This is a genomic window from Croceitalea marina, from assembly GCF_042684265.1.
GTDB lineage: Bacteria > Bacteroidota > Bacteroidia > Flavobacteriales > Flavobacteriaceae > Croceitalea > Croceitalea marina.
Genome location: NZ_JBHULB010000082.1, coordinates 148,781 through 175,717 on the forward strand (window position 1 = coordinate 148,781; position 26,937 = coordinate 175,717).

At 35.4% G+C, this 26,937-nt stretch carries 29 protein-coding genes; 6 read left to right on the top strand and 23 right to left on the bottom strand.

Annotated features, from left to right (window positions below):
- Positions 1-238: 238 nt before the first annotated feature.
- Positions 239-769, bottom strand: coding sequence for an RNA polymerase sigma factor (locus ACFSQJ_RS18415; RefSeq protein ID WP_377768368.1), 531 nt, complete (start codon positions 767-769; stop codon positions 239-241).
- 94 nt (positions 770-863) lie between these two features.
- On the opposite strand from ACFSQJ_RS18415, the gene ACFSQJ_RS18420 reads away from it, so the two are divergent.
- The 5 genes from ACFSQJ_RS18420 to pckA all read left to right on the top strand — a co-directional run bounded on the left by ACFSQJ_RS18420 (position 864) and on the right by pckA (position 9,402).
- A complete protein-coding gene (locus ACFSQJ_RS18420) occupies positions 864-2,036 on the top strand; it encodes a FecR family protein (RefSeq protein ID WP_377768369.1) in 1,173 nt (390 codons plus the stop codon).
- An 86-nt stretch (positions 2,037-2,122) separates the two neighbouring features.
- On the top strand, positions 2,123-5,182 hold the full coding sequence (locus tag ACFSQJ_RS18425; RefSeq protein WP_377768370.1) for a TonB-dependent receptor domain-containing protein: 3,060 nt from the start codon (positions 2,123-2,125) through the stop codon (positions 5,180-5,182).
- Positions 5,183-5,259: 77 nt separating this feature from the next.
- Entirely contained in the window at positions 5,260-6,165 is a 906-nt protein-coding gene (locus ACFSQJ_RS18430) for an AEC family transporter (RefSeq protein ID WP_377768371.1), read from the top strand.
- Between the two features lies 1 nt (position 6,166).
- Positions 6,167-7,654: an SLC13 family permease gene (locus ACFSQJ_RS18435; RefSeq protein ID WP_377768372.1), complete on the top strand. Its 1,488-nt coding sequence runs from the start codon at positions 6,167-6,169 to the stop codon at positions 7,652-7,654.
- A gap of 134 nt (positions 7,655-7,788) precedes the next feature.
- Complete coding sequence (pckA, locus tag ACFSQJ_RS18440) at positions 7,789-9,402, top strand: phosphoenolpyruvate carboxykinase (ATP) (RefSeq protein WP_377768373.1); 1,614 nt, start codon at positions 7,789-7,791, stop codon at positions 9,400-9,402.
- 191 nt (positions 9,403-9,593) lie between these two features.
- Here pckA and ACFSQJ_RS18445 read toward each other — a convergent pair whose 3' ends face one another.
- The 7 genes from ACFSQJ_RS18445 to ACFSQJ_RS18475 form a co-directional block, all read right to left on the bottom strand.
- Positions 9,594-10,061: a DUF6730 family protein gene (locus ACFSQJ_RS18445; RefSeq protein ID WP_377768374.1), complete on the bottom strand. Its 468-nt coding sequence runs from the start codon at positions 10,059-10,061 to the stop codon at positions 9,594-9,596.
- Between the two features lie 12 nt (positions 10,062-10,073).
- Positions 10,074-10,943: a relaxase/mobilization nuclease domain-containing protein gene (locus ACFSQJ_RS18450; RefSeq protein WP_377768375.1), complete on the bottom strand. Its 870-nt coding sequence runs from the start codon at positions 10,941-10,943 to the stop codon at positions 10,074-10,076.
- Positions 10,940-11,236 carry a mobilization protein MbpA gene (mbpA, locus tag ACFSQJ_RS18455; RefSeq protein ID WP_377768376.1) on the bottom strand — a complete coding sequence of 99 codons (297 nt, stop codon included), beginning with the start codon at positions 11,234-11,236 and terminating at the stop codon, positions 10,940-10,942. Before mbpA ends, ACFSQJ_RS18450 begins: the two co-directional genes overlap by 4 nt.
- A gap of 189 nt (positions 11,237-11,425) precedes the next feature.
- Entirely contained in the window at positions 11,426-12,088 is a 663-nt protein-coding gene (locus ACFSQJ_RS18460) for a hypothetical protein (protein ID WP_377768377.1), read from the bottom strand.
- Between the two features lie 5 nt (positions 12,089-12,093).
- Positions 12,094-12,546: a helix-turn-helix domain-containing protein gene (locus ACFSQJ_RS18465; RefSeq protein ID WP_377768378.1), complete on the bottom strand. Its 453-nt coding sequence runs from the start codon at positions 12,544-12,546 to the stop codon at positions 12,094-12,096.
- A gap of 8 nt (positions 12,547-12,554) precedes the next feature.
- Positions 12,555-12,866 carry a DNA-binding protein gene (locus ACFSQJ_RS18470; RefSeq protein WP_377768379.1) on the bottom strand — a complete coding sequence of 104 codons (312 nt, stop codon included), beginning with the start codon at positions 12,864-12,866 and terminating at the stop codon, positions 12,555-12,557.
- A 136-nt stretch (positions 12,867-13,002) separates the two neighbouring features.
- Positions 13,003-13,659: a hypothetical protein gene (locus ACFSQJ_RS18475; RefSeq protein ID WP_377768380.1), complete on the bottom strand. Its 657-nt coding sequence runs from the start codon at positions 13,657-13,659 to the stop codon at positions 13,003-13,005.
- Between the two features lie 408 nt (positions 13,660-14,067).
- Between ACFSQJ_RS18475 and ACFSQJ_RS18480 the strand changes: the two genes are divergently transcribed.
- The gene (locus ACFSQJ_RS18480; protein WP_377768381.1) at positions 14,068-15,288 is read left to right on the top strand and encodes a site-specific integrase; all 1,221 of its coding nucleotides are present in this window, start codon (positions 14,068-14,070) and stop codon (positions 15,286-15,288) included.
- Between the two features lie 10 nt (positions 15,289-15,298).
- On the opposite strand, the gene ACFSQJ_RS18485 is transcribed toward ACFSQJ_RS18480, so the two are convergent.
- From ACFSQJ_RS18485 to ACFSQJ_RS18555, 15 genes are all read right to left on the bottom strand, one after another.
- Positions 15,299-16,069 carry a tetratricopeptide repeat protein gene (locus tag ACFSQJ_RS18485; protein WP_377768382.1) on the bottom strand — a complete coding sequence of 257 codons (771 nt, stop codon included), beginning with the start codon at positions 16,067-16,069 and terminating at the stop codon, positions 15,299-15,301.
- Between the two features lie 27 nt (positions 16,070-16,096).
- A complete protein-coding gene (locus ACFSQJ_RS18490) occupies positions 16,097-16,873 on the bottom strand; it encodes a PP2C family protein-serine/threonine phosphatase (protein WP_377768383.1) in 777 nt (258 codons plus the stop codon).
- Positions 16,873-17,403 (bottom strand): STM3941 family protein, encoded by a 531-nt coding sequence (locus ACFSQJ_RS18495; RefSeq protein ID WP_377768384.1) that lies wholly within the window; start codon positions 17,401-17,403, stop codon positions 16,873-16,875. Before ACFSQJ_RS18495 ends, ACFSQJ_RS18490 begins: the two co-directional genes overlap by 1 nt.
- 3 nt (positions 17,404-17,406) lie before the next feature.
- Complete coding sequence (locus tag ACFSQJ_RS18500) at positions 17,407-17,859, bottom strand: hypothetical protein (protein ID WP_377768385.1); 453 nt, start codon at positions 17,857-17,859, stop codon at positions 17,407-17,409.
- Positions 17,860-17,891: 32 nt separating this feature from the next.
- Complete coding sequence (locus ACFSQJ_RS18505; protein WP_377768386.1) at positions 17,892-18,428, bottom strand: hypothetical protein; 537 nt, start codon at positions 18,426-18,428, stop codon at positions 17,892-17,894.
- A 23-nt stretch (positions 18,429-18,451) separates the two neighbouring features.
- Positions 18,452-18,961: a hypothetical protein gene (locus tag ACFSQJ_RS18510; protein ID WP_377768388.1), complete on the bottom strand. Its 510-nt coding sequence runs from the start codon at positions 18,959-18,961 to the stop codon at positions 18,452-18,454.
- Positions 18,962-19,082: 121 nt separating this feature from the next.
- The gene (locus tag ACFSQJ_RS18515; protein ID WP_377768389.1) at positions 19,083-19,235 is read right to left on the bottom strand and encodes a hypothetical protein; all 153 of its coding nucleotides are present in this window, start codon (positions 19,233-19,235) and stop codon (positions 19,083-19,085) included.
- Positions 19,236-19,244: 9 nt separating this feature from the next.
- A complete protein-coding gene (locus ACFSQJ_RS18520; protein ID WP_377768391.1) occupies positions 19,245-22,103 on the bottom strand; it encodes a serine/threonine-protein kinase in 2,859 nt (952 codons plus the stop codon).
- Between the two features lie 197 nt (positions 22,104-22,300).
- Positions 22,301-22,681, bottom strand: coding sequence for a hypothetical protein (locus ACFSQJ_RS18525; RefSeq protein WP_377768392.1), 381 nt, complete (start codon positions 22,679-22,681; stop codon positions 22,301-22,303).
- Positions 22,665-23,351, bottom strand: coding sequence for a hypothetical protein (locus ACFSQJ_RS18530; protein WP_377768393.1), 687 nt, complete (start codon positions 23,349-23,351; stop codon positions 22,665-22,667). The genes ACFSQJ_RS18525 and ACFSQJ_RS18530 overlap by 17 nt, the downstream gene beginning before the upstream one ends.
- Before the next feature lie 11 nt (positions 23,352-23,362).
- Positions 23,363-23,770, bottom strand: coding sequence for a hypothetical protein (locus tag ACFSQJ_RS18535; RefSeq protein ID WP_377768394.1), 408 nt, complete (start codon positions 23,768-23,770; stop codon positions 23,363-23,365).
- Positions 23,771-23,782: 12 nt separating this feature from the next.
- On the bottom strand, positions 23,783-24,193 hold the full coding sequence (locus tag ACFSQJ_RS18540; protein ID WP_377768396.1) for a hypothetical protein: 411 nt from the start codon (positions 24,191-24,193) through the stop codon (positions 23,783-23,785).
- Positions 24,177-24,839, bottom strand: coding sequence for a hypothetical protein (locus ACFSQJ_RS18545; protein ID WP_377768397.1), 663 nt, complete (start codon positions 24,837-24,839; stop codon positions 24,177-24,179). The genes ACFSQJ_RS18540 and ACFSQJ_RS18545 overlap by 17 nt, the downstream gene beginning before the upstream one ends.
- A gap of 311 nt (positions 24,840-25,150) precedes the next feature.
- Positions 25,151-26,365, bottom strand: coding sequence for a hypothetical protein (locus ACFSQJ_RS18550; RefSeq protein ID WP_377768399.1), 1,215 nt, complete (start codon positions 26,363-26,365; stop codon positions 25,151-25,153).
- Positions 26,366-26,368: 3 nt separating this feature from the next.
- The gene (locus tag ACFSQJ_RS18555) at positions 26,369-26,920 is read right to left on the bottom strand and encodes an RNA polymerase sigma factor (RefSeq protein WP_377768400.1); all 552 of its coding nucleotides are present in this window, start codon (positions 26,918-26,920) and stop codon (positions 26,369-26,371) included.
- Positions 26,921-26,937: the final 17 nt, after the last annotated feature.

The following is a 26,937-nucleotide window of genomic DNA, read 5'->3' on the forward strand; positions in this document are numbered from 1 at the left end:
TGTTGTTTTGAGCATAAAACCATCAATATTAGTCCCGTAAAACGGCCGTTTTCGGGGAATAAATAATCTAAATACTCAAATCGTAATTTTGCAAATTAGCAAAGCCATTTTAATTAAGGTATGATCTCAGTTAAATTATATATTCTTTATTTTTACGGAGTCCTACTGATAATGAAAACATAAAGTTAAATTCAATATCTGCTTGCTATGCCAATTGGCTGTTGAGGAATTTGTAAGGTTATAATAAGAATAAAGTAGCGTTTGTCTTTAAAAAATGCAATGCTTTGGACATTTGGTTTTCAACAGTTTTAACAGATATACCCAAGTCCAATGCAATTTCTTTGTATTTCTTTTTTTCTAATTTACTTTGAATAAAAATTTCTTTACAACGTGGGGGTAACTGATCTATGAGTATGTTCAGTTTTGCCAGTTTAAATTCTGTTTCTTCTTCCACTGCAGCTTCAGTTAATGCCTCCCACTTTATTTTATCAAGCTCGTCGAATTTAATTTTTTGGGTTCTAAGGTGTTGAAGGAATTGATTGTGGCATGTTTTAAAAAGGTAACTTTTAAGCGAGGTCGTAATTATAATTCTTTCACGTTTCTCCCAAAAACTAATAAGTGCCTCTTGCACTATATCCTCGGAAAGCGAACGATTTCCAGACAAGTTATATATGTAGTTGCATAACCACTGGTAATATTCAGAAAATAAATATTTATAGGCAGTAGGCTTACCCTTTCGAAGCTTCTCTATAAGTACGCCTTCATTCATATTTCTTAATTATTACAAGCAAATTTAAAAAAAATTAAAAATACATAGGGGTTTTTTACGAAAATGACATCTTAGAGTTAAACTAACATGTATAATGACAAAATATAGTTTGTTAATAAACAAGTTTCTTGAAAAGAAAATTTCAACTCAGGAAAGAGATGAATTACGGTCTTGGGTGTCGGAAAGTGATGAGCACATGAATTTGTTCAAGAATTCTGTTAAAGATTTTTATGAAGATAAAATACAGGATTATGATTCGGATTTGGCTTTTAAGAAGTTTATGACCACTGTGAGGTCGCAGGAAAAATCGAAACGAGGCTATATTAGGTTTTTAAGGTATGCGGCCATTCTAATTGTTTTATTATCTATTGGTATTTTGACCAAGAATCGATTTGACCAAAGTGAATCCAATACTGGTATAGAGCTGGTAGAAACTGAAAACACTGCTCCTACAGGAAATAATATTGTCATTAAGTTGTCTGATGGTAGCATTAAAACAATAACTGCAGACGGTAATGAATTGATAAAGGATGCAGATGGAAACGTTATAGCAGATAAGGAAAGTAACTCTTTAAGTTTTGAGGATAATAACGATAGTAAGACAGATTTAGAAGAACGGTACAATGAGGTTTATATTCCTTTTGGTCAAAAGTTTGAATTAAAATTATCTGATGGGACAAAAGTTTGGTTGAATTCTGGCTCTAAATTACGTTTTCCGCAAAAATTCAGTCCATCAAAAAAACATAGAATGGTATACTTGGAAGGAGAAGCTTTTTTTGATGTTAGCTCAAATAAAGAGCTGCCTTTTATAGTAAACACCCAAGAGATAGATATTAAGGTTTTGGGAACGGAATTCAATGTTTCGTCTTATAAGGACGATAAATATATCTCTACAACATTGGTTGAAGGCTCGGTAAGCGTTTACGAAGCCAGAACTCCTGATAACGCTATTTTATTGACGCCAAGTTACCAGGCCAACTATGACAAATTTGGAAATAAGCTAAGTAAAAAAATTGTTGACACAAATGATTATACGGCTTGGATGCATAATAGATTAGTAATAAACAACCTTACATTTTCTCAAATTCTGGTAAAATTAGAAAGAAGGCATCATGTCAAAATTATCAATAATGTGGAAAGGTTGAATGATGCGACTTACAAGGGAGAATTTGAAAATGAAGATATCGAATCAATATTAAAGACCATTTCTTTAAGCACGCCTTTTAATTTCGAAAAAGACCAGAGCACTATTATTATAACTAAATAAAAAAGAAAGGGAAGTGTTGGAGCACTCCCCAATCTTAAATTAACCATTAATAACTTAATTACTAACAATTAAAGACATTCAAAATTATGAAAAAAAGTAACGAGGGTAATGTTCTTTTTAGAGAACGTTCCATAACCATGGGGTTTAAAATGAAAATTTGTCTTCTCATTACCACTTTTATGTTGTTTCAATTATCCGCTAATACGGTTATGTCGCAGAGGAAAGTCGAATTTAATTATGAAAACGTTCCATTAAAGCAGATTCTTAATGAGATAAAAGGCCAAACGGGCTATCATTTCTTTTATAATGTAAATGAAATTAACGATAACCAAACAATGAGTTTGAAAGCTAACTCAGAGACTACCCAAGAGATTTTAAAAAGACTTTCCGAAAAAGCGAATTTTGATTATAAGATTAGTGGAAATCAAATCGTCTTGACCAAAAAAAAGATTTCTAAATCGAGTCCATTAGAAAAGGAGATCACAGGAACTATTAATGATGACCAAGGTAATCCGTTACCTGGAGCCAGTGTAGTTGTTAAGGGAACAACAATAGGAACACAAACAGATTTTGATGGTAATTTTACATTAGAAGTACCAGATGATGCCACTATAATTTCCATATCGTTCATAGGCTTTAAAACGGTAGAAGTAGACATAACAGGTAAGGATTCAATCGTTTTGAATTTAGAGCCTTCTGCAGCTCAATTGGAGGAAATGGTGATCATTGGTTCTAGAGGAAAGCCAAGAACAGATGTAGATAGGGCAGTTCCTGTAGATGTGGTTCAGGCAAAGGAATTAGCGGCCACCGGTCAAACAGATTTAGGTCAGCAGATCCAATTCTCTTCTCCTTCGTTCAACTCTGCCAAGTATGGAGTTAATGGTACTACGAATTATGCAGAACCGGCTACGTTAAAAGGAATGTCGCCAGATCAATCTTTGGTGTTGATCAATGGTAAAAGAAGACATCAGTTTTCAACTTTGAATTTAAACGTTTCCCCAGGTTTAGGTACCATTGTTACAGATTTAAACTCTATACCAACCGGTGCACTTAGCAGGATTGAGGTACTACGTGACGGTGCGGCCGCACAGTATGGCTCAGATGCTATATCCGGTATTATTAATTTAAACTTGAACAAATCTGTAGGAGAGGGTACTTATAATGGTACTGCAGGTATTCATAAAGAGGGAGACGGAGTAACGTTTAAGCACAGCTTCAACTATGGTTTTGGTTTAGGTAAGGAAAATAGTTATTTCAACGTAACGTTAGAAACTTTTACCTTTTCTGGAACTAACAGGTCTGATACTTATACAGGTACAATATATCCTGCAGCACCAGATGATTATGCTATCACCGGTCCAACGGCAGAATTTCCTTATGATACTGCTACACCAAGAGAAGATAGAGGTTTTTACCCACAGGGAGATATAATTGTTGGTAATTATGGTTCGAATGAAAATGAAACGTATCAAGCATTTTACAACGCCGGTTTACCTGTTGGAAGCAAAGATTGGAAGATATATAGTTTCGGGGGAGTTTCTAGAAAAGATATCTTGGCATTTGGATTTTTCAGAAATCCTGCCAATGAAGCTAGAGCGGTAAGAAATATTTTTCCTGATGGTTATGTGCCAGAATTACCAGGATCTTCTGTTGATGTATCAACTGTTGTAGGAATGGACAGAATTACTCAAGATGGCTGGAACTATGACGTAAGCCTTAGTTACGGTAGAAACTATTTAGATTTGTTTGCGAACCAAACCGTAAACCCTTCCATGGGTTCTACTTCACCTACTGAGTTTGTTGTTGGTAGATATGATTTTAGACAAACAATTGGCGAATTCAATATGTCAAAAGCGCTTAGTGAAACATTCAATTTAGCTTTTGGTACACAATATCGTACGGATAGATTTTTATTGGGACAAGGTTCACCAGAATCATTTCTTGTAGGACCTTTAGCTAGTGAGGGTAAAGATATTGGATCTAGCGGAAGACCTGGTATTGCTGATCTAGATGAAAATGACTTGTCTAGAAGTAATACTGCCGTATATATTGATGTTGAAAAGGATTTTTCCGAAAAATTTCTTTTAGGAGCAGCTCTACGTTATGAGAATTACAGCGATTTCGGAGGTAATATATCTGGTAAATTGGCAGGTCGTTATAAGTTGACTGATAATTTCGCAATTAGAGGTTCTTACAATAGAGGTTTTAGAGCCCCTTCTGTAGCGCAGATTGGCAATAGGGTAAATACTTCGACGGTTCAGAATGATGTAATCGTTATTACCAAGCAAGTATCCAGTGATGATGAAAGACTGGCTCAGTTAGGTGTTGAAGATCCACAAGCAGAAATTTCTAATAATTATAATTTAGGGGTAACCGCTAAATTGTTTGATGGAAAGTTATTGTTTACCGCAGATGCTTTCCGAATTGATATTGATAATCGTATCGTAATTACGGAAAGATTAAATACGGGTAATTTCCCTGCAGTTGCTGCACTTTTTCCTGAAGCAAGAGAGATACGTTTCTTTACAAATGCGATTAGTACCAAAACCACGGGATTGGACATTGTAGCTGCCTATAAAGAGGTATTTTCAGAGAAAAGCAACTTTTCTGGAAGTTTAGCTTTAACCTTGAACAAAACTGAGGTAGTAAGTCAAAAAGATGCACCTGCAGAACTTACCGCTGGTGGTGATCCAGATTTCAAATTACTTGGGGAAGTTGCAACACAGCTAATAGAAGTAGCACAACCTAGATACAAGCTTTTGGCCAATCTTAATTACAATACTGGTAAATTTGGATTTACTGGCCGTATGACTCATTTTGGAGAAGTTCAGGCAGCTAGTGGTGGTTTATCTCTAGAAGATTCCAATGTAATCGAAAGTGAATCTGGAGCTAGGTTGGTACAGGTATTTAGTCCAAAAGCTTTGGTAGATTTATCAGTGTCTTTTCGTTTCAGCGACAACTTCACTTGGTCTATAGGTAGTAACAACATTTTTGATGTTTATCCAGATAAGTGGAACAATACAAGAGATGGTTTTGTAGGTCAAGCCTCTAACTATTCAAGCGGTCAGATTCCTTATTCTAGAAATTCAAATCAGTTTGGTTTTAATGGAGCTTATTATTACACAGGATTGAACGTAACATTTTAAGAGTTCTCATAAGTAGTTGTTTAGTTTAAGTTTGTTGAATTATGTGGCTCCTTATGGAGCCACTTTTTTAGAGGTATATGGAGAAAACTATTTTTCTTTTTTCTTTTTTAATATTGGGTATAATAGGTAGGTACAGCGGTTACGTACCTAACGGTTATGCTAAAAAACTGAACAAACTACTTATTAATTTTTTCATACCTGTTTTAACGCTTCGATATTTACCCGAAATGCAATTTTCTGAAAAGCATATCTGGCTTGTGCTATCGCCTTGGATAGTCTATCTGGGGTCCATGCTTTTTTTTGAAGCGGTTAATGTAGCAAAACCAATTCCTAGAAAAACGAGGGCTGTTCTAATAATGACTTCTGGGATAGGAAGCATTTCGTTTGCAGGTTTTCCCATATTTGAAATGTTATACGGCCAAGAGGGTTTAGCCATGGGGATTATTTTGTCATTAGCAGGTACCTTTGTGGTTTGTAACACATTGGGTGTTTTTACTGGATTTTGGTTTGCCCAAAAGCAAACAAATTTCCTGAAATTACTTAAGAATATTTTTACTTTCCCTCCATTTATAGCCATGCTACTATCATTTGTACTGTTAGCTTTTAACTATAAGCATACGGAAATTATTAGTGATGTTCTTACAGTTATGGGTAAGCCATTTTCTTACTTGGCCTTATTTACAATAGGTTTGGGTATTAAGAAGGATGCCATTAAAAAGAATAAAAATTACTTTTTATTAGGGCAATGTTATAAGCTAGTTTTAGCTCCAAGTTTAATATTCATAATACTTTACCTTATAGGAGAACATGAATCGACTTTAGCTAGAATATGTGTACTGGGTGCAGGCCTGGGTTCAATGAACACAATTGCTATAGTTGCTGCAGAGCTAAAACTAAAACCGGATTTAGCTTTTTTAATGCCTGGTTTGGGCATACCAATCTCTATGATTACCGTACTTTTAATTTATATATTATTTTTTTGATATGCAGACACAAAAAAAACTAGGCCTAGTTTTAGGACCAATTGCATTTTTCCTAATTTACTTTTTTGTTCAACCAGAAGGACTTTCAAAAGAGGCAGTTGCTATACTGGCATCCACTGCATGGATAGCTATTTGGTGGATTACTGAGGCTATACCCATTTCCATAACGGCATTACTTCCACTGGTACTGTTTCCATTAGCCGGCGGTTTGGATTTGAATACCACGGCTGCCTCATTTGGGCACAAATATATTTTTTTGTACATGGGTGGATTCATTATTGCCATTGCTATTGAAAAATGGAATTTACATAAAAGAATAGCCTTAAACATCATTAATATCATTGGTTCAGATGTGAGAATGATTATTCTGGGCTTCATGGCCGCTACGGCTTTCCTTTCCATGTGGATTTCCAATACGGCAACCTCCGTTATGATGTTACCCATTGGTGTTGCCATAATTAAGCAATTACATGACAATCCTAATACGGTAGAAGATGAAAATAAAATATTTGGTAAGGCTTTAATGCTCGCCATTGCATATAGTGCTTCAATAGGAGGCATGGCCACTTTAATTGGAACACCGCCTAATCTAGTGCTTGCTGGGGTAATTTTAGATACATATGGTTATGAGATTACATTTATGCAATGGTTCATATTTGGCTTGCCAATATCCCTTATATTACTGTCTATTTGTTGGTTATACTTAACCAGGTTCGCATTTAAATTTAAACAGACCGAGTTCCCGGGAGGAAAGGCAGAGATTAAACGGCTGTTAACTTTATTGGGAAAAATCAGTTATGAAGAAAAAGTGGTAGCTATTGTCTTTGGATTGACCGCTTTTTGTTGGATTACAAGATCTTATTTATTACAACGTATTTTTCCCGCTTTAGATGATACCATTATTGCGGTATTCTTTTCCATAGTACTATTTCTACTACCAACAAAAGATAAAAAAAGAGCTTTGGTCAATTGGGAGGAAGCTGTTAAAATGCCATGGGGCATTATATTACTTTTTGGTGGTGGTATGGCTTTAGCTAAGGGTTTTGAGACCAGTGGTCTGGCGGTTTGGATAGGCGGTCAAATGGGTGGATTAGCAGGCCTTCATCTATTTTTACTTTTACTCATCTTAATAGCATCAGTTAATTTTTTAACCGAAATCACTTCAAACCTGGCCACTACGGCAATGCTGTTACCCGTTTTGGCACCCATGGCCTTAAATATAGATGTACATCCATTTGTTTTAATGGTAGGCGCTGCCGTTGCAGCTTCCTGTGCGTTTATGTTGCCCGTTGCTACACCACCTAATGCGGTGGTATTTGGATCGGGTTATCTTCGAATACCGGATATGGTGAATAAAGGTTTTTTTATGAACATTATATCAATAATTCTGCTTACCCTCTTTGTTTATTTCGTTCTTCCAGTAATGTGGGACTTAATTGCAGATAAATTTCCTATTCACTTAAATCAAAATTCGTTACCAAAAAAATAGGGGTATTTCTGATAAAGTGTATCCTAAAAGTAACTCTTTGAATTTAACAGCCAGGTTTAAAAATCTGGAATCATTTTTTAAATGTTAAAACTTCAGCATGGCTGATTAGCATTAAATAACTTAAAATCGATATTATGATTAACACCAACTTCAAAAAATCAAAATCATTAATAGGCCATGGTATTACAAATACAAACGTCCATTACCAATTAACACCGGAAGAGTTGCATGACATCACTATTGATAAAAATATGGGTAAACCATCGGATTTAGGTGCATTGGCTGTTAATACAGGCGAATTTACAGGGCGTTCACCCATGGACAGATTTATTGTAAAAGATGACATAACGGCGGACAAGGTGTGGTGGGGCAATATTAACATTCCGTTTGATAGTGCAGCTTTTGATACGCTACACGATAAGGTAATTCAATATTTAAACGAGAAAGAACTTTATGTTCGTGATGCATATGCTTGCGCAGAGAAAGAATATAAGTTGAATATTAGAATAATTAATGAATACCCATGGTCTAATATGTTTGCTTACAATATGTTTTTAAGACCAACGGGTGAAGAACTAAAAGATTTTGAACCTGAATGGACGGTAATCAATGCTCCAGGATTCATGGCCAATCCTGAAGTAGACGGTACCCGGCAGCATAATTTCGCCGTATTAAATTTCTCGAGAAAAATTGCGCTTATAGGTGGAACAGGATATACCGGTGAAATTAAAAAAGGTATTTTCTCAGCATTGAATTTTATTTTACCGGTCTATAGAAATACACTTCCTATGCATTGCTCTGCAAATGTTGGCAAGGATGGTGATACCGCAATTTTTTTCGGTCTTTCAGGTACTGGAAAAACGACCCTTTCTACAGATCCTAACCGAAAACTAATCGGTGACGATGAACATGGATGGACTTCGGAAAATAGTGTTTTCAATTTTGAAGGCGGTTGTTACGCAAAAGTCATTAATCTTTCGCAAGAGCAAGAACCAGAGATTTATGGTGCTATAAAAAAAGGTGCCATTTTAGAAAATGTCATTATGGACGATAATGGAGTAGTAGATTTTGAAGATACATCCATTACGCAGAATACAAGGGTAAGTTACCCCATACATCATATTGACAATATTCAAGTACCTTCAATAGGTAAGAACGTAAAAAATGTATTCTTTTTAACTGCCGATGCTTTTGGTGTGCTACCTCCTATCTCAAAATTGACTCCGGCGCAAGCCGCTTACCATTTCATGTCTGGCTATACGGCAAAAGTTGCTGGTACCGAAGCTGGTATTTTAGAACCACAACCCTCTTTTTCTGCATGTTTTGGTGCTCCCTTTATGCCATTGCATCCCGCAAAATATGGGGAAATGCTCAGTAAAAAAATGATTGAGTCTGGGGTTGATGTTTGGCTTGTGAATACAGGTTGGACAGGTGGTCCTTACGGAGTAGGTTCTCGAATGAAATTAAAGTATACCAGAGCAATGATTACCGCTGCCTTAGATGGTGAACTTGGTCTTTATAGTTATGATAAGTATCATATTCATTCTGTATTTGGAGTCGCTCAACCAAGAAATTGTCCAGGGGTTCCTACTAACGTATTAAGCCCTAGAGCGACTTGGGACAATGATGAAAAGTATTATAAAACGGCTTTTAAGCTGGCGAATGCGTTTAGAGATAACTTCAAAAAATTTGAGGAACATGCTAGCGAAGAAATAAGACGTGGAGGACCACAGCGGTATGCTTATTAACATTATTTTCTTTGTTGCACTCAAAAAATCTACTGAAAAAATCTTAGCCTTATAAGACCGACCATTTATGGTACTTATTAAAAATAAGACTCGTCCCAAATCTTACCATAACTTAACTGCGCACGGATCCTATGGAATTTTTGTAGTGTTCCGGTAGATAAGCGTCAAGCAAAAATTCCATAGGGCGCACCCTACTTTTGATTCGGAACACGCTCCTGCTCTTTTGACCAAGCTTGAAAATCGTTGTAAACTTCGGGATGTTCATCGAAGTAGCCTTTCAGATCTAAAATGACCTGTTCTTTTCCATTTTCAAAAGACTCCGCTCTGTAATCCTCTAATTGGATAAAATGGCACCCGAAATAGCCCAAGGCAAGTACGTTAAAGGTGAATGCAATACAGAACAATGCCAACAACCATCTCGGGGTCAGTTTTGCATCGGCCATTTTTTCGCTCAACTTTCCAGATTCCCTAACACTTCTTTGGAAATGGGTATCCTGTTTTTGATCAAGGTCCGATATTTGCTGTTTAATGGTGTAGATATACCTGACCACTTCCGAGCTTTTCAGTTCCCCTGAAATTTTATTGAGTTGTGCGATCGCTGTTCTGAAGCCTTCCAGTTCGTCTGTCAACAGTTCCGTGATTTCGTCCAGTTTCGCCATAATGATGTTGTTTTAATAACCTATTTCAAATCCTATCGATTTTTTGATGGTCTGTTTGATAACCTGTTTGGTCAGCTTCAGGGCTATATTGGCACTCAGGTCGGTCACTTTTCCCATAAGTTTTACGGCCGTTCCCTGCTTCAGTGTCAGTCCCTTTTCAGTGTTTTTAGATATTCCAATTCCCAGTCTGGCGCCCGACATGGAACGGTGGACCTCGCTTCCCTTCAGGTTATGGCCCTTATACTCGAAACGGAATCCCTGGAGCTTCCCCGCTTTGTTGATGCTCGGAATGACCTTTACCCCGTTCTTTTTCATCTGTTCGATATATTGGTCGAAGTCCTTGGGTCTGTATTTTTCCATTACCTTTTCATGGATTTCTTTGATCTGTTGTCGGACGTTCTTGATCTCGTTCAGCTTTTCCTGTTGTACCTCCCGGACCGTGGTCAGTCCCATTTGCTTGGCGACCCGTTCAGCAGCGAGCTGGCTCTGCTTACCGATGAAGCTATCGTTATAGGCCTTGCCATCAAAACCGATACGGTTGACATAGAGATGCACATGGGTATGTTCTTTGTCCCGGTGCACGAATGCGATGGCCTGACGTTCCTTTAGCTTCATCTCCTTGATGAACCTTTGTGTCATTTCCCCTAATTTTTCCTTTGACAGGCTTTTCCCGTCCTCGACGGTAGGGCTAAGGATGAAGCTCAGGGTGTTCTTCCTGCACCTGGTATTCTGTTCCTGTACCATCTTGAACTCGTCGCTTATCTCCTTGGGGTTCTCCCCGGACACAAACTGGATATGGACGATCTCCGCGCCCTTCTCCTGGTTCCACCCATATTCGATGCTTGCCCTTACATGTGTTATCGCTTTTCCCTTGCCTATCATTTCCTGAAGTTTTGGATATGGTCCCGTATCTCCCGGGCCAGTTGCCGGACTTCTGCGGAGAGTTTAGGGTCCTTCTTCTTGTACATGTTCCCGATGCGTATAAAGTTGTTCCGATAGTCCGTCAGCATCTTGTACATTCCTATCTGGTCCTCTGAAAGGCGTTCGATGATACGGTCGTCAAAAGCGGCACGTCTGCAGTACTCGCTCACGGAAAGGCCAGACCTCTTGGCCTTCACCCGAAGCCAGTTCCGCTCGAAGGTCGAGCACCTGAAACGTACCGTTTTACTTTTCATTTTTTTCACTTTGCGACCCTACGGGAGCAAAGCAAGATCGTTTTTGTAGCTACAAAAACACATCTTGCCTTCCTTTCGCAACGCCATTTTCATGCTTTCCTTTTTTTTTAGCAGTTCGTGAAAGAATACCTTTTCGGTTTAATAAAGAAAGGATGAGATTCATAGATATTTTTGCATTACCGTTCACTCTCATTTCCTTCTACTTGGCCCATCCAATTTTAATAGGTTAAACATTTTAATAAACCGGTCGGCCAGTTGCTTGCCATACCGTTGTTCAATTTGACTTAAGTTCAAATTTGTGGTAATGTGCGTCTTGGTACCCAGACTCTCGAAATTGCGATAACGGTTCAGTAGAATACGTACGAACACTTCCTCCTTCCCATATTGATAAATATTGTTTCCTTCCGTTTCAGCTCCCAGGTCATCGAACATAAATACGCCCTTCGAATAATATTGTATCACTTCCTCTTTGTTCTTTTCCAGATTGAACTTGGCCACCACTTCCTGGGTCGAGATAGTAGGGAACCATAATTCACGAACCTGATAATGTTTAGCCAGATTTTGGATGATTTGAAAACTTGAGGTCTTCCCTGTACCGTACGAACCAAATACCAATAGCCCTTTCCCCAAGGAAATGTTTTCCAAAACTTCAAAGGCCATGTCCCGATTCCAATATTTACAGAAGTGTTGCAAGAAACTTTTGTTCGAACCATCCACCTCAAAGTCCAGATTAGTATTGGCATAAAAATCCTGTGCCATTTTGAAAAACACTTTTTTAAAAACATCAGGCTCGCAAAGCGGACCCTTTATTTCTTTTTCTTTTTTCAACAGCCCTGATAGTTCCTTTTTCATGGTTTCTATTCTAGAATTGGACTTCTATTTTCAATATTTACTTTTAAAGAAGTAATTGAATTTTTAGGTTGTTTTGTAATTGGTTTATTATGGTGGTCATTATTGTCAATACTGTTACGATAAGAATTTCCATGCTGCCTAGACAGAACTGTCAACTCTGAATCGACCGCTTTAAAACTAAATTGGAGCATACTTCTTAAGTATCGCTTTCTTCCATCAAAAGACACTTCTTCAATCCATCCCAACGCCTTTAGTTCCGATATGTACCGGGAAACCTGTCTTTCAGAGATTTTTAAAAATGAGGAAATGTATTTGTTGGACATATAACACTCCTTACCGTGCTCTGTAAAGCTGTGAATCTCTAGAAATAGGATTTTAGCATACCAATTAACCTCGGTATTCAAATAAATCAGTTTGGGAATCCAAATACCCTGAAAGTTTCTATCTGTAGCTTTCATAATGATTCTTATGGATTACCCCTAAAATGTTTTTTTAAATGAGTGTTTATTTTTTCACCGAGTTCCTCTTCGGCATAGGAAGGGTTCTGAAGTAGCCATTCCTCTATTTTCTCCCTTTCAAAAAAAAGGGAGCCATTGGTTGGCTTTGAAAATGGAATCAACCGTGCCGAGGTAAGCTTATAGATTTTGGAAAGGCTCCAACCGGTATACATTTGTAAGTTCGCAACGTTAAACACCTTTTTCTTGACCAAAGCAGCTTCGTCAAGATGGTCGATTTTTTCAAGGAGTAATTTTACCAGGGAAGAATTTTGTTTGTCCATAATACTTTCAAATTAAGTTTTCACATTTTTTCCATGATTAGCTAATGGAAATATTTGAAAGTAATTTGGGTCGGATTACCCATGAAATCAAGTAAAGGACAGGCTTCCACTGTTTTTCTTTACTTTCCATTTCATTTTATGATTTGCCCGAATGGATAAAATGGTTTTCGATATCGATTTTCAGATCCATACGTCGTTTTGGATTACAGTTTTTCCAACCCGAATGTGCCTTTTGAAGTTGTTTCACTGACCAATCATTGTCCTTCGATTTAAAATTTTTGGTGATATACTTGCAAAGAAATAAAAGATTTTCCCCATAGTACCCTTCCAAGTTCTCTTCGGAGACATGATTCAGAAATTCAAACAAAAGTCTAAAGTTGGAAAGTTTTCTATCCGTAACCGGTAACCAGATTATTTTTTCGGTCAGTTTCTCACCCATTAAAAACTGTTTAAAATTGTTTTCGCTAGTTCTTAGGTAATCTTGAAAAATTCTTGAGTTATTATAGTTTATGCTATTGACGAAATATACAAAACGAAAGGGCAACTGTTTCTCAGTAGGAATGAGATTTTCTCGACTTAGTTGAATAGGATATGTATTCTTATAGTTTAGTAGTTGTGCTACAAAAGCCTTTAAGAACATCAAATAAAACAAAGTCGTAATTATGGCACCAATTACTCCCACATAAAAGAAGAATACTATACCAGATTGAAATAATGGAACAAATAGGCTAAAAATAATAAGGGCAAAAGTAAATGTTATCAAAACAAACAGCACCCATCTCGGAATTTCCATAGAACGCAATAGCAATCCTTTCCGATAAACATCGAAAACTGCTTTGTCGATTCGTCGGAAAAGCAAAAGAATTGTATTTTTAGTAGAAGATTTCATAACCGCATGAAAGCCGATTATGAAGATAAGAAGATATATGCAAAAAGTATTTGTTTCACCCTTGTTTCACCCCTGCCAAAAAAGAAAGGCCTCGCATTTCTGCGAAGCCTTTGCTGCTGGAAGCTCCCCCTCTTGGGCTCGAACCAAGGACCCTCTGATTAACAGCGGTCGGATTACGGATTCATGAAGATTCAAAATTAATCATAATTAATTGATTATAATCATTTTAATACATTTTGATTTCCTTTGGACTCATTTAACACCAACTATTTATGTGCAAATTATGTGCAAATTTTTATCTACCTTTAAAGTATGCAGACAAGCCTAAATTTAAGTTTAGATACTCGCCGAATAAGAAAAGATAGTTCGTTTCCAATTATAATACGGCTTGGTCATTTTCAAAAAACAACTTCAATAGCTACCGGTCAATCCGTTCAAGAAATGTACTGGGATGATTCAAAAAAACTAGTACGACGCTCCTATAAAGGCGTTCAATCTGTGCAATTTTTAAATAATCTACTCCGTTCAGAATTGACAAAAGCTCAGGAAATTATCAACCGACTACACTATAAAGGTGAGCTCGATTTTCTGTCAGTCACACAACTGAAAGATAAAATAGTTAGCAAATCCAAATACGATTCTTTCTTCGTGTACGGCTTGGCTAAGGCAAAAGAATTAAGGGAATCCAAACGGTTTGGAACAGCAAGAAATTATGAAGGAGTTTTAAATATTCTTAAAGTATTTAATAAAGGCAAAGATTTAAAATTCAACGAACTGAATCTCAATTTTCTAGAACGGTTCGATAGATTTCATTTGTCTAAGCAAGGGAATACTCAAAACGGTCTTGCTTCCTACATGCGAACCATCAAGGCCATTTATAATAAGGGCATCAAGGATGGTGTTATTGAAAGGGAAAATTATCCATTTCACAATTATCAAATACGTACTGTTCCAACTGAAAAAAGAGCTATAAAAGTAGTCTACATCAAGAGAATTTTGGAGCTTGATTTTGAAGAAGATAATTCCCTTTTCAATTATAGAAACTATTTTCTTCTTTCCTATATGACAATGGGAATGTCTTTCATCGATATGGCATTCCTTCAAAAGGGAAATATTGTAGATGGGCGCATAAAATTTCAGCGAAAAAAAACCTCAAAAATATATGATATCAAGGTTACTGAGCAAATGTCAGCGATTTTGAAATATTATATTTCCGATAAGAAACGCGATGATTTTATATTACCTATTCTAAAAAGAGAATCCCTTGAACTTCAATATAAAGATGCACAATGGGGTTTAAAGAATTACAACAAAGGTCTTAAAAAAATTGCAGAATTGTGCGACATTGAAGAAAGGTTGACATCGTATGTGTCGAGACATAGTTTCGCCACCCATGCGCTGTTTAAAAATATTCCTTTATCCGCTATTTCGGCAATGCTTGGTCATAGCAAACTATCCACCACCCAGATTTATCTGAAATCTCTCCCTAGCAATGTCCTTGATACCTATCAAGAGGAGTTAAGCATCCTTTAAGATTGATTTGCTATTTTTTATTTTCCAGTATGTGATTCATCATTTTACAACCATCTTGATGTCCATTTTCACAACTAGACTTATAAAAAGATAATGCCCTATCTAAGTTTTTAGGTATTTCTTCCCCATCAAAATAAAGGTTCCCTAATTGAACTTGAGCGTTTGCATATTCTTGATCAGAAGCCAACATAAAATAGGGTATAGCTTTTTGGACATTCTTTTCTACTCCTTGACCTTTTAAGTACATGATTCCGAGGTTATATTGTGCAGGTGCAAAATCTTTATTGGCTGACTTTTTAAAATAGTCATGGGCTTTCATATAATCTACAGGAACATTTTTACCAAAATAAAACTTACAGCCTTTTTCAAATGGAGATCCCCTATTTGGAAAAAACCATATGAGCCCAAGTACCGATAGTAAAATCCACAATGCAAACCCCCAGAGCCAATCTTTAAAAGGGATTTTATATTCTGGTAAAGGTTTGGGCAGAAACCCATTTTCTTGGTATGCTATTATTTGGTTTTTGTCCAAAGGATAATATGAAGTTTTACCCCTTATGCCTAATACATATCCTTCATCGGCCATGTAAGCTCCCATAAAAAAATAATAACCACTTGTTTTATAGGCTAAGTATACATCTTCTCCATTAGGACCTTTGGCATCCAAATCTATAATTTCTTCAATATTTTCACTTTTACCGAAAAGGCCACCTATTCTTCTTGCAGAAGCAAGGTTTGGAACCAAAATGGCAAATGCCAAAATGAGTGTTATATTTTTCATTTATTAAGTTATTAGGTTTATAAAATTTTACCAAAACCAATTTTTGCCCGTGGACAAACTTTTGTTAGTTTCTTTAATTTTAATCAATAACATGGAGTAGTTATCTTTTGTTTTGCCTTTGGCGTTTTCCAATATTTGGTTTTTTAAGGTTTCTGGTTGAACATCCGCTTTGAACCAGTTTTCAATTTTTTCGTTATCCAGATTTTCCATAATGCCGTCGGAACAAAGTAAAAAGAAGTCGTTCTCCAAAATACTGTCCGATTTATGATAATCTATCCTTGTAGATGTTTTTCCATTTACAGCTCTAGTAATCACATTTCTTCTGTGGTGAATTTTAGCTTCACTCTCTGAGATTTCGCCCATTTCCAATAGATTCTGTACTTCTGAATGGTCTTTGGTCTGAAATAATATTTTCCCATCCCTCACATGATATATTCTGCTGTCTCCAACCCAACCCAGTGCTGCTTTATTTTCTTTTTTTGACAAACACATTATTGTAAGTGTGCTTGCCATATTATGAGCATCAGGGTTCTTTTTTGTGTAGTCCTGCAATTTTTTTTCAACATACTTCAGCCCTTTTTCAAATATGCACACATCCTCGATTTCGTTTTTCTTTTTGTCTAAGAAAACCGGAAAATGTTCACATATCAGTTTGGAAGCTATTTCTCCTTTAGCTTGTCCACCTACACCATCGCAAACCAGAAAAACAGTATTATTTTTTTGTGGAAAAATTGGGAATATACTATCTTCATTCCTGTCACGGTCACCTAATTCATTCAGATATTCTGGCTGAAATAATATCATTATTTATGAGTTTCAAACGCTTCTAAAATCAATTCTTCAAGAGCAGTAAATTTAATACTTAACCCATTAGCAGAAATAGAAACAGGTGTCCCGTATTTTTTATTGTTTGCTTTCATCGCCTGTCTTTTTATTGCTCCTTTGGCATTATTTATATACTCTTCTGGATTGTTTACATCAATTAACAGAAAGCGTGTTCCTGAACTATTCACTTTCCGTATTCCTAAAACATCCGCCCATTCTATAAGACCTACACTAACTCCACTAGAATTATCCCATATCCCATTTTCAGCTATACTAAGTCCAGGTTTCTTGTCAAACATTTTTTTGATGACCGAAATACATATACCTCCAAAGAAGAGTACTGCGATACCTCCAAATCCCATAATCCATAATGGTGAAAACTTTCTTGTTTGCATTTCTTCCGCATTAAAGAGCATAAAAACCCCTAGCGCAACAAAAAGTAAGCATCCAAGTATAATAAGAGTCATTTTTGCTTTACTAAGTGGAACATCTACTTTACTTTTTTTCATTTTCTAATTTGGTTTAAAGTTATACTTATCATCTACAATTCTTTTGGCCCATTCTCGTGCTTGCTTATCAATATAATTGCCATTTAATAATTCGGATATGGTAACCCTTTTAAATAAGGCGCATCCAGAACAGATAGATAGCATAGCTTTGGATTGATATAATATAGTGATTGTATCTTTTTCAGCTTCCGATATCACAATTTTGTTCTTGGCAATCAAAGCTTCAAACAAAACAACCGATAAATATCGTTCTGCATTATCACCGTAAATTAATAGCTTTTTCAAGTCTTTATACTGAGAAGGCAAAGAGATTTTAGACATTTTTCTAACCAACAGAGATGGTTTACCAATAAATGAGCATGAAAATCCTATCATACCACCTTCTTGATTTTGTGCAGAAACTCTACATGTTACAGTAAATAGTACTACTAAAAATAGGGTTATAATTTTTTTCATCCAACGATTATTGTGCCATAAATGATTATTCATTACCACTGTACGGTCCCATTCATGGTTAATATAGTGCCAGTGTCGATATTAAGAACCGTGGTATCTGTAAATACAGCTTCTCTAGAATTTTTATCTATGCTGATTTCACCGCAAACGGTAAACGTACCAAAATTTGATTCGCATCCATATTGTCGTTGTACTCCATCGACAACTATAGTCATGGAAATCACTTCTTCCCCGGCAACTATAATAAAACCATTTTCGCTATCCTGGAAATCTATTATCGATTCTACATAACCTGGATCTCCTGGCGATAGCGTAGGCGAATCCTCGGATATGGTAGCACCTTTGGGTACTATAACTATTGAATCTTCTAATCCAGTAAGATCTACTCTACCATATTCAATGTCGCCAACTTCTAGTGAGGTTCCTACAGCCGAGGTATCATCACCTGATAAGTTGATTATTCCTTTGGCATTTTTTTCTTCATTTGTTTCGTTGTTAGATTCTGTAGAGCAATTAATCATTGTCATTGTTATAACAAAAAGGGCAGGCATTATTTGTATTGTTTTCATTGGTTTGTTTTTTGCTTTATTATTTACTTTTTAAGTTTAAGTACTATAGATTTCTCACTTATCTTATCGATATTAAAACTTGTACGGGTGGTCTGCAATACGTTTTGCCATATTGCATCTGCAGAAGATTTACTTTCCATTTGTATAATCATTTGACCATTGGAGTAGGTCTTGATTATGTTTTTGGCACCTTTGGATTTGGAGATTTCATGATAAAGCTGATTAACGTCTTTGTCGTCATAAGAGACAGAAGCTATGGTAATGACAACAGTATTTTTAGATATTTTCTTTTTGTCTTTTTTACCAAAAAAAATATCGCCTACTTTTGTGGCCGTCTCTTTTGCGCCTTCAATAGTGTTGTCTATACTGGCAACAGCACTATCTATTTGCTCGTTGGTTTCTTCTACCGTTTTTTCTGCTTTTTCAGCCTTATTGTGAATTCTTCGATTATCCTTTTCATTGTTACTTTGTGAAAAAGTAAAGGCAGCTACCAAGAGTAGCGTTAACGTAGTAATTTTTGTTTTTGATTTCATTTTTCAACTATTTGGTTAAACATTCATACGTGTATAACCAACATTTTAAAATGTCATCTTATTTTTTAATAATTATTTTTGAACTTGAGACGTACTATAATTATAAGGGGTATTTCTACTATTAATCTTCCCTAATAGATTTTAAAGTGTATTTGGTATAGTTCATTTTATCAAATACGAAAGACTGTCCAGTATCTAACCGCTTTTTATATATGAGTTTACCATTCATATATACACATAGTTGGTTATCTTTTGTTCCTTTAGTGTAGGCCATAGCCAGTTTTTATTTTTTTGTTCCTGTTATCCTAAAATCATCAAAATATGTAGTTACGCTACCATTCGGGTTAGAGTTTATAAAGCCAAAATAATTTCCTCCAGTACTATCAATTAGTTCGTTTGAAATCACCAACTTATTGTTAAGATAACAAGAAATATAATTTCCATTTTTTGTGACTGATATTATATTAATCGATTTATTTGAAGTAACAGCAGCTTCTTTAATTTTAATCCATTTACCACTCATATTTTTGTAAATGATTAAACTATTATCTCCCACTACAGCAATATGATAATCTGAATTATTAGAGTCAAAAACAACTCCAGCTGTTCCAGCTTTTGTACCTCTAGTTACTTTGACACTTACTGTATACGGTTTTTTAGTATCTAAGTCGAAAGGAGCTGTTTTATAATAACTTAGCTTGTCATTTTTTATATTAAGTTTATATGCACTATATTGATGTGACCAAGTTGCGTCCTTACTGGACTCTTCCAGAAACTTCACTGAACCATTAGAGAAATCTTCAAGGTAATTATACTTCTTTGCTCTTAATGCTTTCATTTCTTTTAAGTCAAGCACTAATTTTTCTTGATCTGTCAGTTTTGCTCCTGCATTAATTAAAAGTTTTTCTATTTCTTGATTTTCTAAGTCACGAGCCTGTTGTAGCAAACTTTTATCATCATGTACAAAGTCCACATCTTCAAGTTTAGTGCTTCCTGTAGGGCTTAGTAATATTTTTACTAGTTCTGGATCTTCTTTGGTAATAGCGCTCGCTAAATCTGCATCTCCTATATTGGTAACCAAACCATTGCTGTTAACAAAAAGTTTGAGCATGCGCTTTACTGTATTCGCATTTTCGTCGTCATACTTAACAAGTATATTCTTTATAAAGTTCTTGAGTTTATAAGAGGAAACTTTTAAAGGCTTCCCATTTTTAAATGCCTGTTTAAATTGGCTGTAATTCACATTTTCAAAACCTCGATTATAATCATATACACTTTTAGAGGTAGACCATTTAGCATTAAATGTCACCCCAAGTATTAAAAGAATAAAACCTAAAATTGGCCAATAAAAATTTTTGAGTCTTGTTGTTTTTAAGGCATCATATACCACTACCGAAAAACCTATGAATATTGATAAGAGCCATAGATAATACCCGGCTTTTAGCTCTTGCATATATGAACTAATTAACGATATCTTATATCCATTGTCATAATCCAATAAAAGCCACCATATGGACGCTACAACGATACTAGCAATGAAAAATCCAATCAAACTTAAAGGGAATTTTTTATGGACATCAAATACAAAAAACAACAAAGCAGTTGTAAAAAACACGTTAGGCAACAGTGTCAGAACCGCCATGCTATCCGTTAATAAAACAAATGTGGATGCCCCGATAACGTCATCATAGATGTACAGCGCATAAGAAACTAGGTATAATAATATACTAGTAGCTAAAAGATAGCTTGATAAATTAATATCTCTTCTAATTTTATCTATCTTATTTTTTTGACTAAAAATTAACCAAATGGATAATCCAACTTGAAATGTTAGGATAAAAACTATACTTAAAATTATTTTACCCTCTAAGATTCCCTGGTAAAACGCAGAGTATACTAGCATTAAAAAAATGATGTTGCAATACATCATTAGTCCATACACTGAGAGTTTAAGGCTTTCGAGCTTTTTATTAGATTTTAAATAGAAAATGGCAAATAATATAATTAGTAGAGGATATATAAGATAAACATTAGGTGATTTCTCTTCTGTAAGCCAATAGTATCCAAACCATAATAAATTGACAATGCCAAAAATGCCTAATAGTATTTTTTGAATTTTGGTTGGTGTTACAAATAGACTTTCTTGATTTTCATCTTTGTTGTCCCTATTAATACTGTAAATACCAATAGTGCCTTCTCCTAGACCATCATTTTCAGGAAGAACAACAGTTCTTTCTAAATCGTTATCTTTTTCTATTTCTGGAATTATAGTTTCTTCCTGGCCTATGAAGCTTAGCATTTCATTAGCACTGGAAACTCTGTCTACTGCATTCTTTTTAAAACAATGAATTAATAGTTTATGGTAATCCTGAGGTACTCCTGTCAAATCTATTTCTCCTTTGGTTATAGCTTCATGTACCAATTCAATATCCTGTACTCCATTTCCAAAAGGAAGCTTTCCAGTAAATATTTTAAAAATTATAACCCCAAGAGCCCAAAGATCAGTTCTAGAACTTATGCTACCTTCTAGCCCAAATCTTTTTTGATATATCTGTTCTGGAGCCATATAATGAGGTGTGCCTACAAGTTCTGTATGCGATGTAGTATCGGCATCGGAAGAAAGAGTGTCTTTGCTAATCCCAAAGTCAGTGATTTTTGCTGTATATACCCCTCTTTTATTTTTGCTTACTAAAATATTACCCGGCTTTAGGTCTCTATGTATAATCCCTTCCTCGTGCAAATGCCCTATTCCCTTGATAATATCCTTTATCAGTTTGTTCGATATTATTTTTTGGGGATTTGTCTTCAAAAACTGGGTTAAAGTACCTTGATTGGCGTACTCCATGATTATTACAGGGTAACTACCCTCACGTCCCATGGCATCTGTATGTTTTATATAATTTAAACCATGGTATGTAATAATATTGGTATGTGATACCGCCTCTATATTTTGAAACTCTTGTTCTAAGCTATATTTCGATTGTTCAGTACTACCCGAAGTATTTCCTTTTACTGATGTTTTATAGATTTTTAACGCTACAAATCTATTAGCGTTGATATCCTTAGCTTTAAAGACTTCAGCAAAAGTTCCTTCGCCCAATTTATCCTTTTCGGGATCCCATTCGTATTGGTTTAATTTCATTGGTGGTCAATATTTTGATTGGAAAAGTCGTTTGTTAAATCTAATGATTTTTAGGTTTGTATTGATTTTATAGTCAATTAACTAACTTTTCTAATCTATTTGCTTTCCTGTATATACCACAGAATTAAGAATGTCATCTTTTTTTAAAGATTTACTAGTCACTCGTAAACGATTAAGTAAGGCTGTAAATTTAGATATCAAAAGCATCCATGATATACGTCCCAAATTTGATCGTGATAAGGTTCAAGCTCTGGGATATCATCACCAAAATTACTGCCATACCACAGAACTCTTTTAAGCATATGATAATGATCGCTATCATAATGACCCGACATGTCTCTTTTAAAGCTCAACAGGACTCTATCGTCTTCGGGCTTCATTCGTTCATGTGCCTCTTGTAATATTTCAAGGAAGTGGGTCACCACATGTTCGCGGGTATGTCCGATTGTAAAAAAATCAGACTCATCGAAGTTATTCTTTATATAGCTTCCAATTCTTATGGCCATATCAAGAACAGGTCGCCCGACTTCTAACTGGATCGGGTCTTTGTCAGCGATTATTTTAAATATATTTCTCATATATACCATCTAACATTTCGGCATCTCGTATATTAAAAACTGTACTTTTAGCATGCTCTAAATATGGAAAAAATGTTGCCCAATCATCAATATCTAAACGAATTTGAACAGACTTCTTTTGGTTTTGAAAGGTTTTGAATTTGTCATTTAACCCTTCCAAATATGATAACGCAGAAAAACTTGCCATAGAAAAGTCAATATCATGAGGATTGCTTAAAACATAATCAAATGATCTTACAATTGCGTCTAATTGTAACTGCTCTAACTCAATAGTAATGTAGCCTCTTTGTTCCATCTTCCTATACTCCGTTTTGTAGCACTCATTAAACATTCCACGCACAGCATATACGGTGTCTTTATCAGCTTCCAATGTGTTTTGGTCTTCGGGCAAAACATGTTCAAACCAATATGTTTGCCATGCCCCTGCCACAAGTCCCATTTGCCCAAAAAGATGCACAGACATTTGAACCGGGCTATCATTCTCTACTTGATCAGAAATCACGCAGTGCATTTCTTCAAGGTTCTGTTTGCTTGTACCAAATTTACTAATACCAATGGTGTATGTGTCAAAGTCCCGAATGCTGGCTTCAATGAATAACAAAAGCGCAGATTTTTCTGCCGCATTTGCGTCAAAATAAACAATCTCTTTTATGTTTTTTATAAACTTCAAATTGCAATGCTCTATGTGAAAGAAGCTACTCTTTTTATAATGGTCTCATCATAAAAATTAGGCTGATCTTCTTCTTTTTCTAGGTGGCGTAAATATGACTCTAAAAAATCTTCAGTTTCTTTATTACAATAATGTGGTAGAGGAAGAACACATGCCGAATAGTTAATCATAATCATAAAACTAGCCCAATCACTCGTATTCATATTCAATATAATTGAACTCTTATCATCACAATTGGCAGCTTCTAAGAGTTTTACAATACTCTCGGCTGCCTGTTTGCCCATGCATAGTCTATTACTATCAACAATAGCATGATTACCAATATTATCTGTAAGATAGGTGAGGATCTTAAAAACGATGTTATATACATTCCTATCTAGTTCGAGTATTATATGTTTCGCTTTGAATTTATTAGTCATTGTTTTTGAGTCTTACATATCAGCTAGTTTATCAATCGTTCCTTTATGATCATCAATAGAGCGTGTCACTTTTTCTTTATTGGACATTTCTCTAAAAAATGGTGGGTACAATATATTAAAAAGAAAGTGCGCTCCGTCTTTCATCGATGCGCTAATGCCTTTAATATCATCTATGAGCTCTTTGCCTTCAGGCAAAGTCACATCATAGAGCTGTACACCGTTTTGAATGTCATGTGTTGAGAAGCCTTTAACTTCTATCTGTTCATCTGCGACATAAAATAAACACTCATAAAGCGGTTCTTCAACATGGATAAATCGTCCTGATTTCTTGGCCCCCTGCTTTGGGATTTTATCAATATGAATATGCCAGGGCAAAGATGTTGGCTGAGGTTCCGAAATGTTTGTTTTATTTGTTTCCTCCATAGTTTGTATTAACTCTTTTATATTTCATACTAAGATCTGCCATAATATCACCCTCATAGTCATCCAAAACTAAGTCATTGGCATGTTTAACGTATGGCGTGTAAGTAGACCATTCATCACGTGTCATCGGAATGATAGAGACAGAATCTTCACTATTTTGATATGGCTTCATTTTATCTATCAACGCCTCAAACTTTTCAAAAGGCTCTAAATCCATCATCCCAAAATCAATTTCATCGCGTTGTTCAATCATCTGCAAAAAAACATTGGTCACGATATTCAGCTCGTGCCTATGAAGTTCTACATGGATGAATATTTCGCTATCCGAATAGCTATCATAAAGCTTTTCTAATATGGCGCGGTTCTTTTGTTCTGAAGCGCAATACCCTGCATAATCAACCATTCGCGTATATCTATCCCAATCCTTTAAATTCATTGTGATAGATATTATCTCCTTCTTAGCCCCAACATAAGGTTCAAGCTGTGAAATCGTATGATCAACGTCCTCTTTGCTAATAATCCAAGCGGCATGATCAATAACGCTTGCTACATGATAGTTTTTAGACATAAAGCAAAGCGTGTCTAAAAGAATAGAAAGCGTCTTTTCTTCAATTTCAAACTGTGTACGGTCACTTTTTTGTTTCATTATTTAAAAGAACAAGATCATAATTTACAATGCGGGCTTTATGCTTTTTAACAGCCATCATTTTATTTCCTAAGAAATCAAATATATCAAGATTTCTACCCGATATCGTCATGATATATCCAGCTTTCATTTGAACTCTGATCGATGCCATATTTTTTTGTGATGATTAATTTTCGCTAAATCTTCGATACGGATATTTAGCAACGAATGTCCAAAAATGCTCATCTAGCCTATTCATATTTTTATAACCTTCAATAAAGCCCTTCTTTTTGAACAGGTGAGAGGATTTTATATTCTTTAAGGAAATCCATTTATTTTTCTTTGTAGACTACTGTTTTTATAGGCTCCCGCGCTATAAAAAGCCGCGCCAATTTGTTAGTAGTAATATCAACTATATTTAAAAGCGTTGGCTCTCTAGCCTTTTCATCCAAAACAAAAATCTCATTTTCTTGAACTAAATAGTAATAGTTTTGTCCAGATTCTTTTATTCTATATACCCTTACTTTTTCTAAGTTTAAGTCATCATTAATAATAAGCTCTAGATTCTCTTTATTTTTAGTAAAGAAATATGTTTTATCCATACTCGCTCCATCTTCAAATCTTACTACCAATTCCGACAAAACCACTGAAGTGTTTTCAATAGCGGCAACGGCTATACTTATTTCTTCTTGTGATGGAGTCAATTTTGGGGGCTTATTAAAAAGTGTATTAAAGCCATTATTATCCTGTGCGTTTTCAACCTCCCGTAATCGTTTTCTACGTTCTGTTTCTTCTATTGAATAGTAGTTATTTTTAAAGCTTAGAAGGTATTTAGATTCTTCATTTTTTATAATCTTTAATGACAGCAAATCCAACCTCCCTATTAATGGGTCTCCATATAATTTAAAAACGCCGTTATAAAAAGTATAGGACAAAGTTTTTGAATAATTATAGTTCCTTACTAAGTTTTGTGGAAGTATCTTGTAGCCTCCGAGTGCCAACTGCACATCGTCTATATTGCCTGGTAGTTGTATACTATCTTTTTCTTGATTAACTAGGTTATCATCACGACTTTGATCAATTCTTGATTTATCTTGTTTCTCTTCTTCGGCTAGTTTTTCCTCATTTAAATCAAATATAGAATCGGACTTTTTTATAGTGGTAGTATCCACATCTACAATATTAGGTTTAGGGTTTGATATTGTCCTGTCATATTTATTGAAAAATAAAATAGCCCCACCAATAACCAAACATGCTGCTAAAGCTCCACCATATACGAACAACCTACGATACTTCCCTTTAGGTCTATGACCAACTACAGTTTTTTGGTCTTCTTCATACTCTTTAAAATAACCCTCTAAACGTTGCTTTAAATCCGCTTCTTCTTTTTGTGTTATTCCTTCATATATTTTTCTATAGACAGCTACTTCTTTTACAAAATCAGAATCATTAAGCATCAAATTTTCAACCTGATTTTTTTCAGATTGGCTTAACGTACCGCTAAGGTATTTATCTATTAGTTCTATATGTTTTAAATCCTCCTGCATACACTATCCCAAGGCTATAATGTCATCATAAGAAATATTGTCCCTTAACTTTTTTAGACATCTTAATTTTTGTTGGCTTGCCGAACGCGCACCAGAGTAATTAAATTTTTTAGCAATATCCTCCATTCTCATACTTAAAAAAATAGCTGCTTCCAGAAGGGATTTACAAGGATCACCTAATTTCTCCAAAGCGTTTCTTATATATCCCTGTAGCGCCGTAGGGTTATGTTCTTTGTTCTCATCTTCGGCTCGATCTAAGAAAAATATACTATCATTGTGACGTTCATACTTTTTTCTTCTATTTAATTGGTTGAGCCATAACCTTCTGGAAACCTCGTATAAATAAGAGCTTATCTTGCCCCTTAGTTCATAATCTCCGGACATTACATTTTTATAAAATACAATTATAGCTTCTTGAAAAATATCCAAAGCATCATCCTCTGTACCACTATTCTTTAAAACTAGGCTCTTAACCATGTTCAAATGCTGGTACAAATGCTTTAAACAGGATTCATTTCCTTTTTTAAGTTGATTGATTATTTCTTGATCGGTCATTAAACTCCCCTATTAAG

Coding starts and splice junctions, on each gene's coding strand:
- ACFSQJ_RS18415 (WP_377768368.1), bottom strand. CDS start 769: ATGAATGAAGGCGTACTTATAGAGAAGCTTCGAAAGGGTAAGCCTACT.
- ACFSQJ_RS18420 (WP_377768369.1), top strand. CDS start 864: ATGACAAAATATAGTTTGTTAATAAACAAGTTTCTTGAAAAGAAAATT.
- ACFSQJ_RS18425 (WP_377768370.1), top strand. CDS start 2,123: ATGAAAAAAAGTAACGAGGGTAATGTTCTTTTTAGAGAACGTTCCATA.
- ACFSQJ_RS18430 (WP_377768371.1), top strand. CDS start 5,260: ATGGAGAAAACTATTTTTCTTTTTTCTTTTTTAATATTGGGTATAATA.
- ACFSQJ_RS18435 (WP_377768372.1), top strand. CDS start 6,167: ATGCAGACACAAAAAAAACTAGGCCTAGTTTTAGGACCAATTGCATTT.
- pckA (WP_377768373.1), top strand. CDS start 7,789: ATGATTAACACCAACTTCAAAAAATCAAAATCATTAATAGGCCATGGT.
- ACFSQJ_RS18445 (WP_377768374.1), bottom strand. CDS start 10,061: ATGGCGAAACTGGACGAAATCACGGAACTGTTGACAGACGAACTGGAA.
- ACFSQJ_RS18450 (WP_377768375.1), bottom strand. CDS start 10,943: ATGATAGGCAAGGGAAAAGCGATAACACATGTAAGGGCAAGCATCGAA.
- mbpA (WP_377768376.1), bottom strand. CDS start 11,236: ATGAAAAGTAAAACGGTACGTTTCAGGTGCTCGACCTTCGAGCGGAAC.
- ACFSQJ_RS18460 (WP_377768377.1), bottom strand. CDS start 12,088: ATGAAAAAGGAACTATCAGGGCTGTTGAAAAAAGAAAAAGAAATAAAG.
- ACFSQJ_RS18465 (WP_377768378.1), bottom strand. CDS start 12,546: ATGAAAGCTACAGATAGAAACTTTCAGGGTATTTGGATTCCCAAACTG.
- ACFSQJ_RS18470 (WP_377768379.1), bottom strand. CDS start 12,866: ATGGACAAACAAAATTCTTCCCTGGTAAAATTACTCCTTGAAAAAATC.
- ACFSQJ_RS18475 (WP_377768380.1), bottom strand. CDS start 13,659: ATGGAAATTCCGAGATGGGTGCTGTTTGTTTTGATAACATTTACTTTT.
- ACFSQJ_RS18480 (WP_377768381.1), top strand. CDS start 14,068: ATGCAGACAAGCCTAAATTTAAGTTTAGATACTCGCCGAATAAGAAAA.
- ACFSQJ_RS18485 (WP_377768382.1), bottom strand. CDS start 16,069: ATGAAAAATATAACACTCATTTTGGCATTTGCCATTTTGGTTCCAAAC.
- ACFSQJ_RS18490 (WP_377768383.1), bottom strand. CDS start 16,873: ATGATATTATTTCAGCCAGAATATCTGAATGAATTAGGTGACCGTGAC.
- ACFSQJ_RS18495 (WP_377768384.1), bottom strand. CDS start 17,403: ATGAAAAAAAGTAAAGTAGATGTTCCACTTAGTAAAGCAAAAATGACT.
- ACFSQJ_RS18500 (WP_377768385.1), bottom strand. CDS start 17,859: ATGAAAAAAATTATAACCCTATTTTTAGTAGTACTATTTACTGTAACA.
- ACFSQJ_RS18505 (WP_377768386.1), bottom strand. CDS start 18,428: ATGAAAACAATACAAATAATGCCTGCCCTTTTTGTTATAACAATGACA.
- ACFSQJ_RS18510 (WP_377768388.1), bottom strand. CDS start 18,961: ATGAAATCAAAAACAAAAATTACTACGTTAACGCTACTCTTGGTAGCT.
- ACFSQJ_RS18515 (WP_377768389.1), bottom strand. CDS start 19,235: ATGGCCTACACTAAAGGAACAAAAGATAACCAACTATGTGTATATATG.
- ACFSQJ_RS18520 (WP_377768391.1), bottom strand. CDS start 22,103: ATGAAATTAAACCAATACGAATGGGATCCCGAAAAGGATAAATTGGGC.
- ACFSQJ_RS18525 (WP_377768392.1), bottom strand. CDS start 22,681: ATGAGAAATATATTTAAAATAATCGCTGACAAAGACCCGATCCAGTTA.
- ACFSQJ_RS18535 (WP_377768394.1), bottom strand. CDS start 23,770: ATGACTAATAAATTCAAAGCGAAACATATAATACTCGAACTAGATAGG.
- ACFSQJ_RS18540 (WP_377768396.1), bottom strand. CDS start 24,193: ATGGAGGAAACAAATAAAACAAACATTTCGGAACCTCAGCCAACATCT.
- ACFSQJ_RS18545 (WP_377768397.1), bottom strand. CDS start 24,839: ATGAAACAAAAAAGTGACCGTACACAGTTTGAAATTGAAGAAAAGACG.
- ACFSQJ_RS18550 (WP_377768399.1), bottom strand. CDS start 26,365: ATGCAGGAGGATTTAAAACATATAGAACTAATAGATAAATACCTTAGC.
- ACFSQJ_RS18555 (WP_377768400.1), bottom strand. CDS start 26,920: ATGACCGATCAAGAAATAATCAATCAACTTAAAAAAGGAAATGAATCC.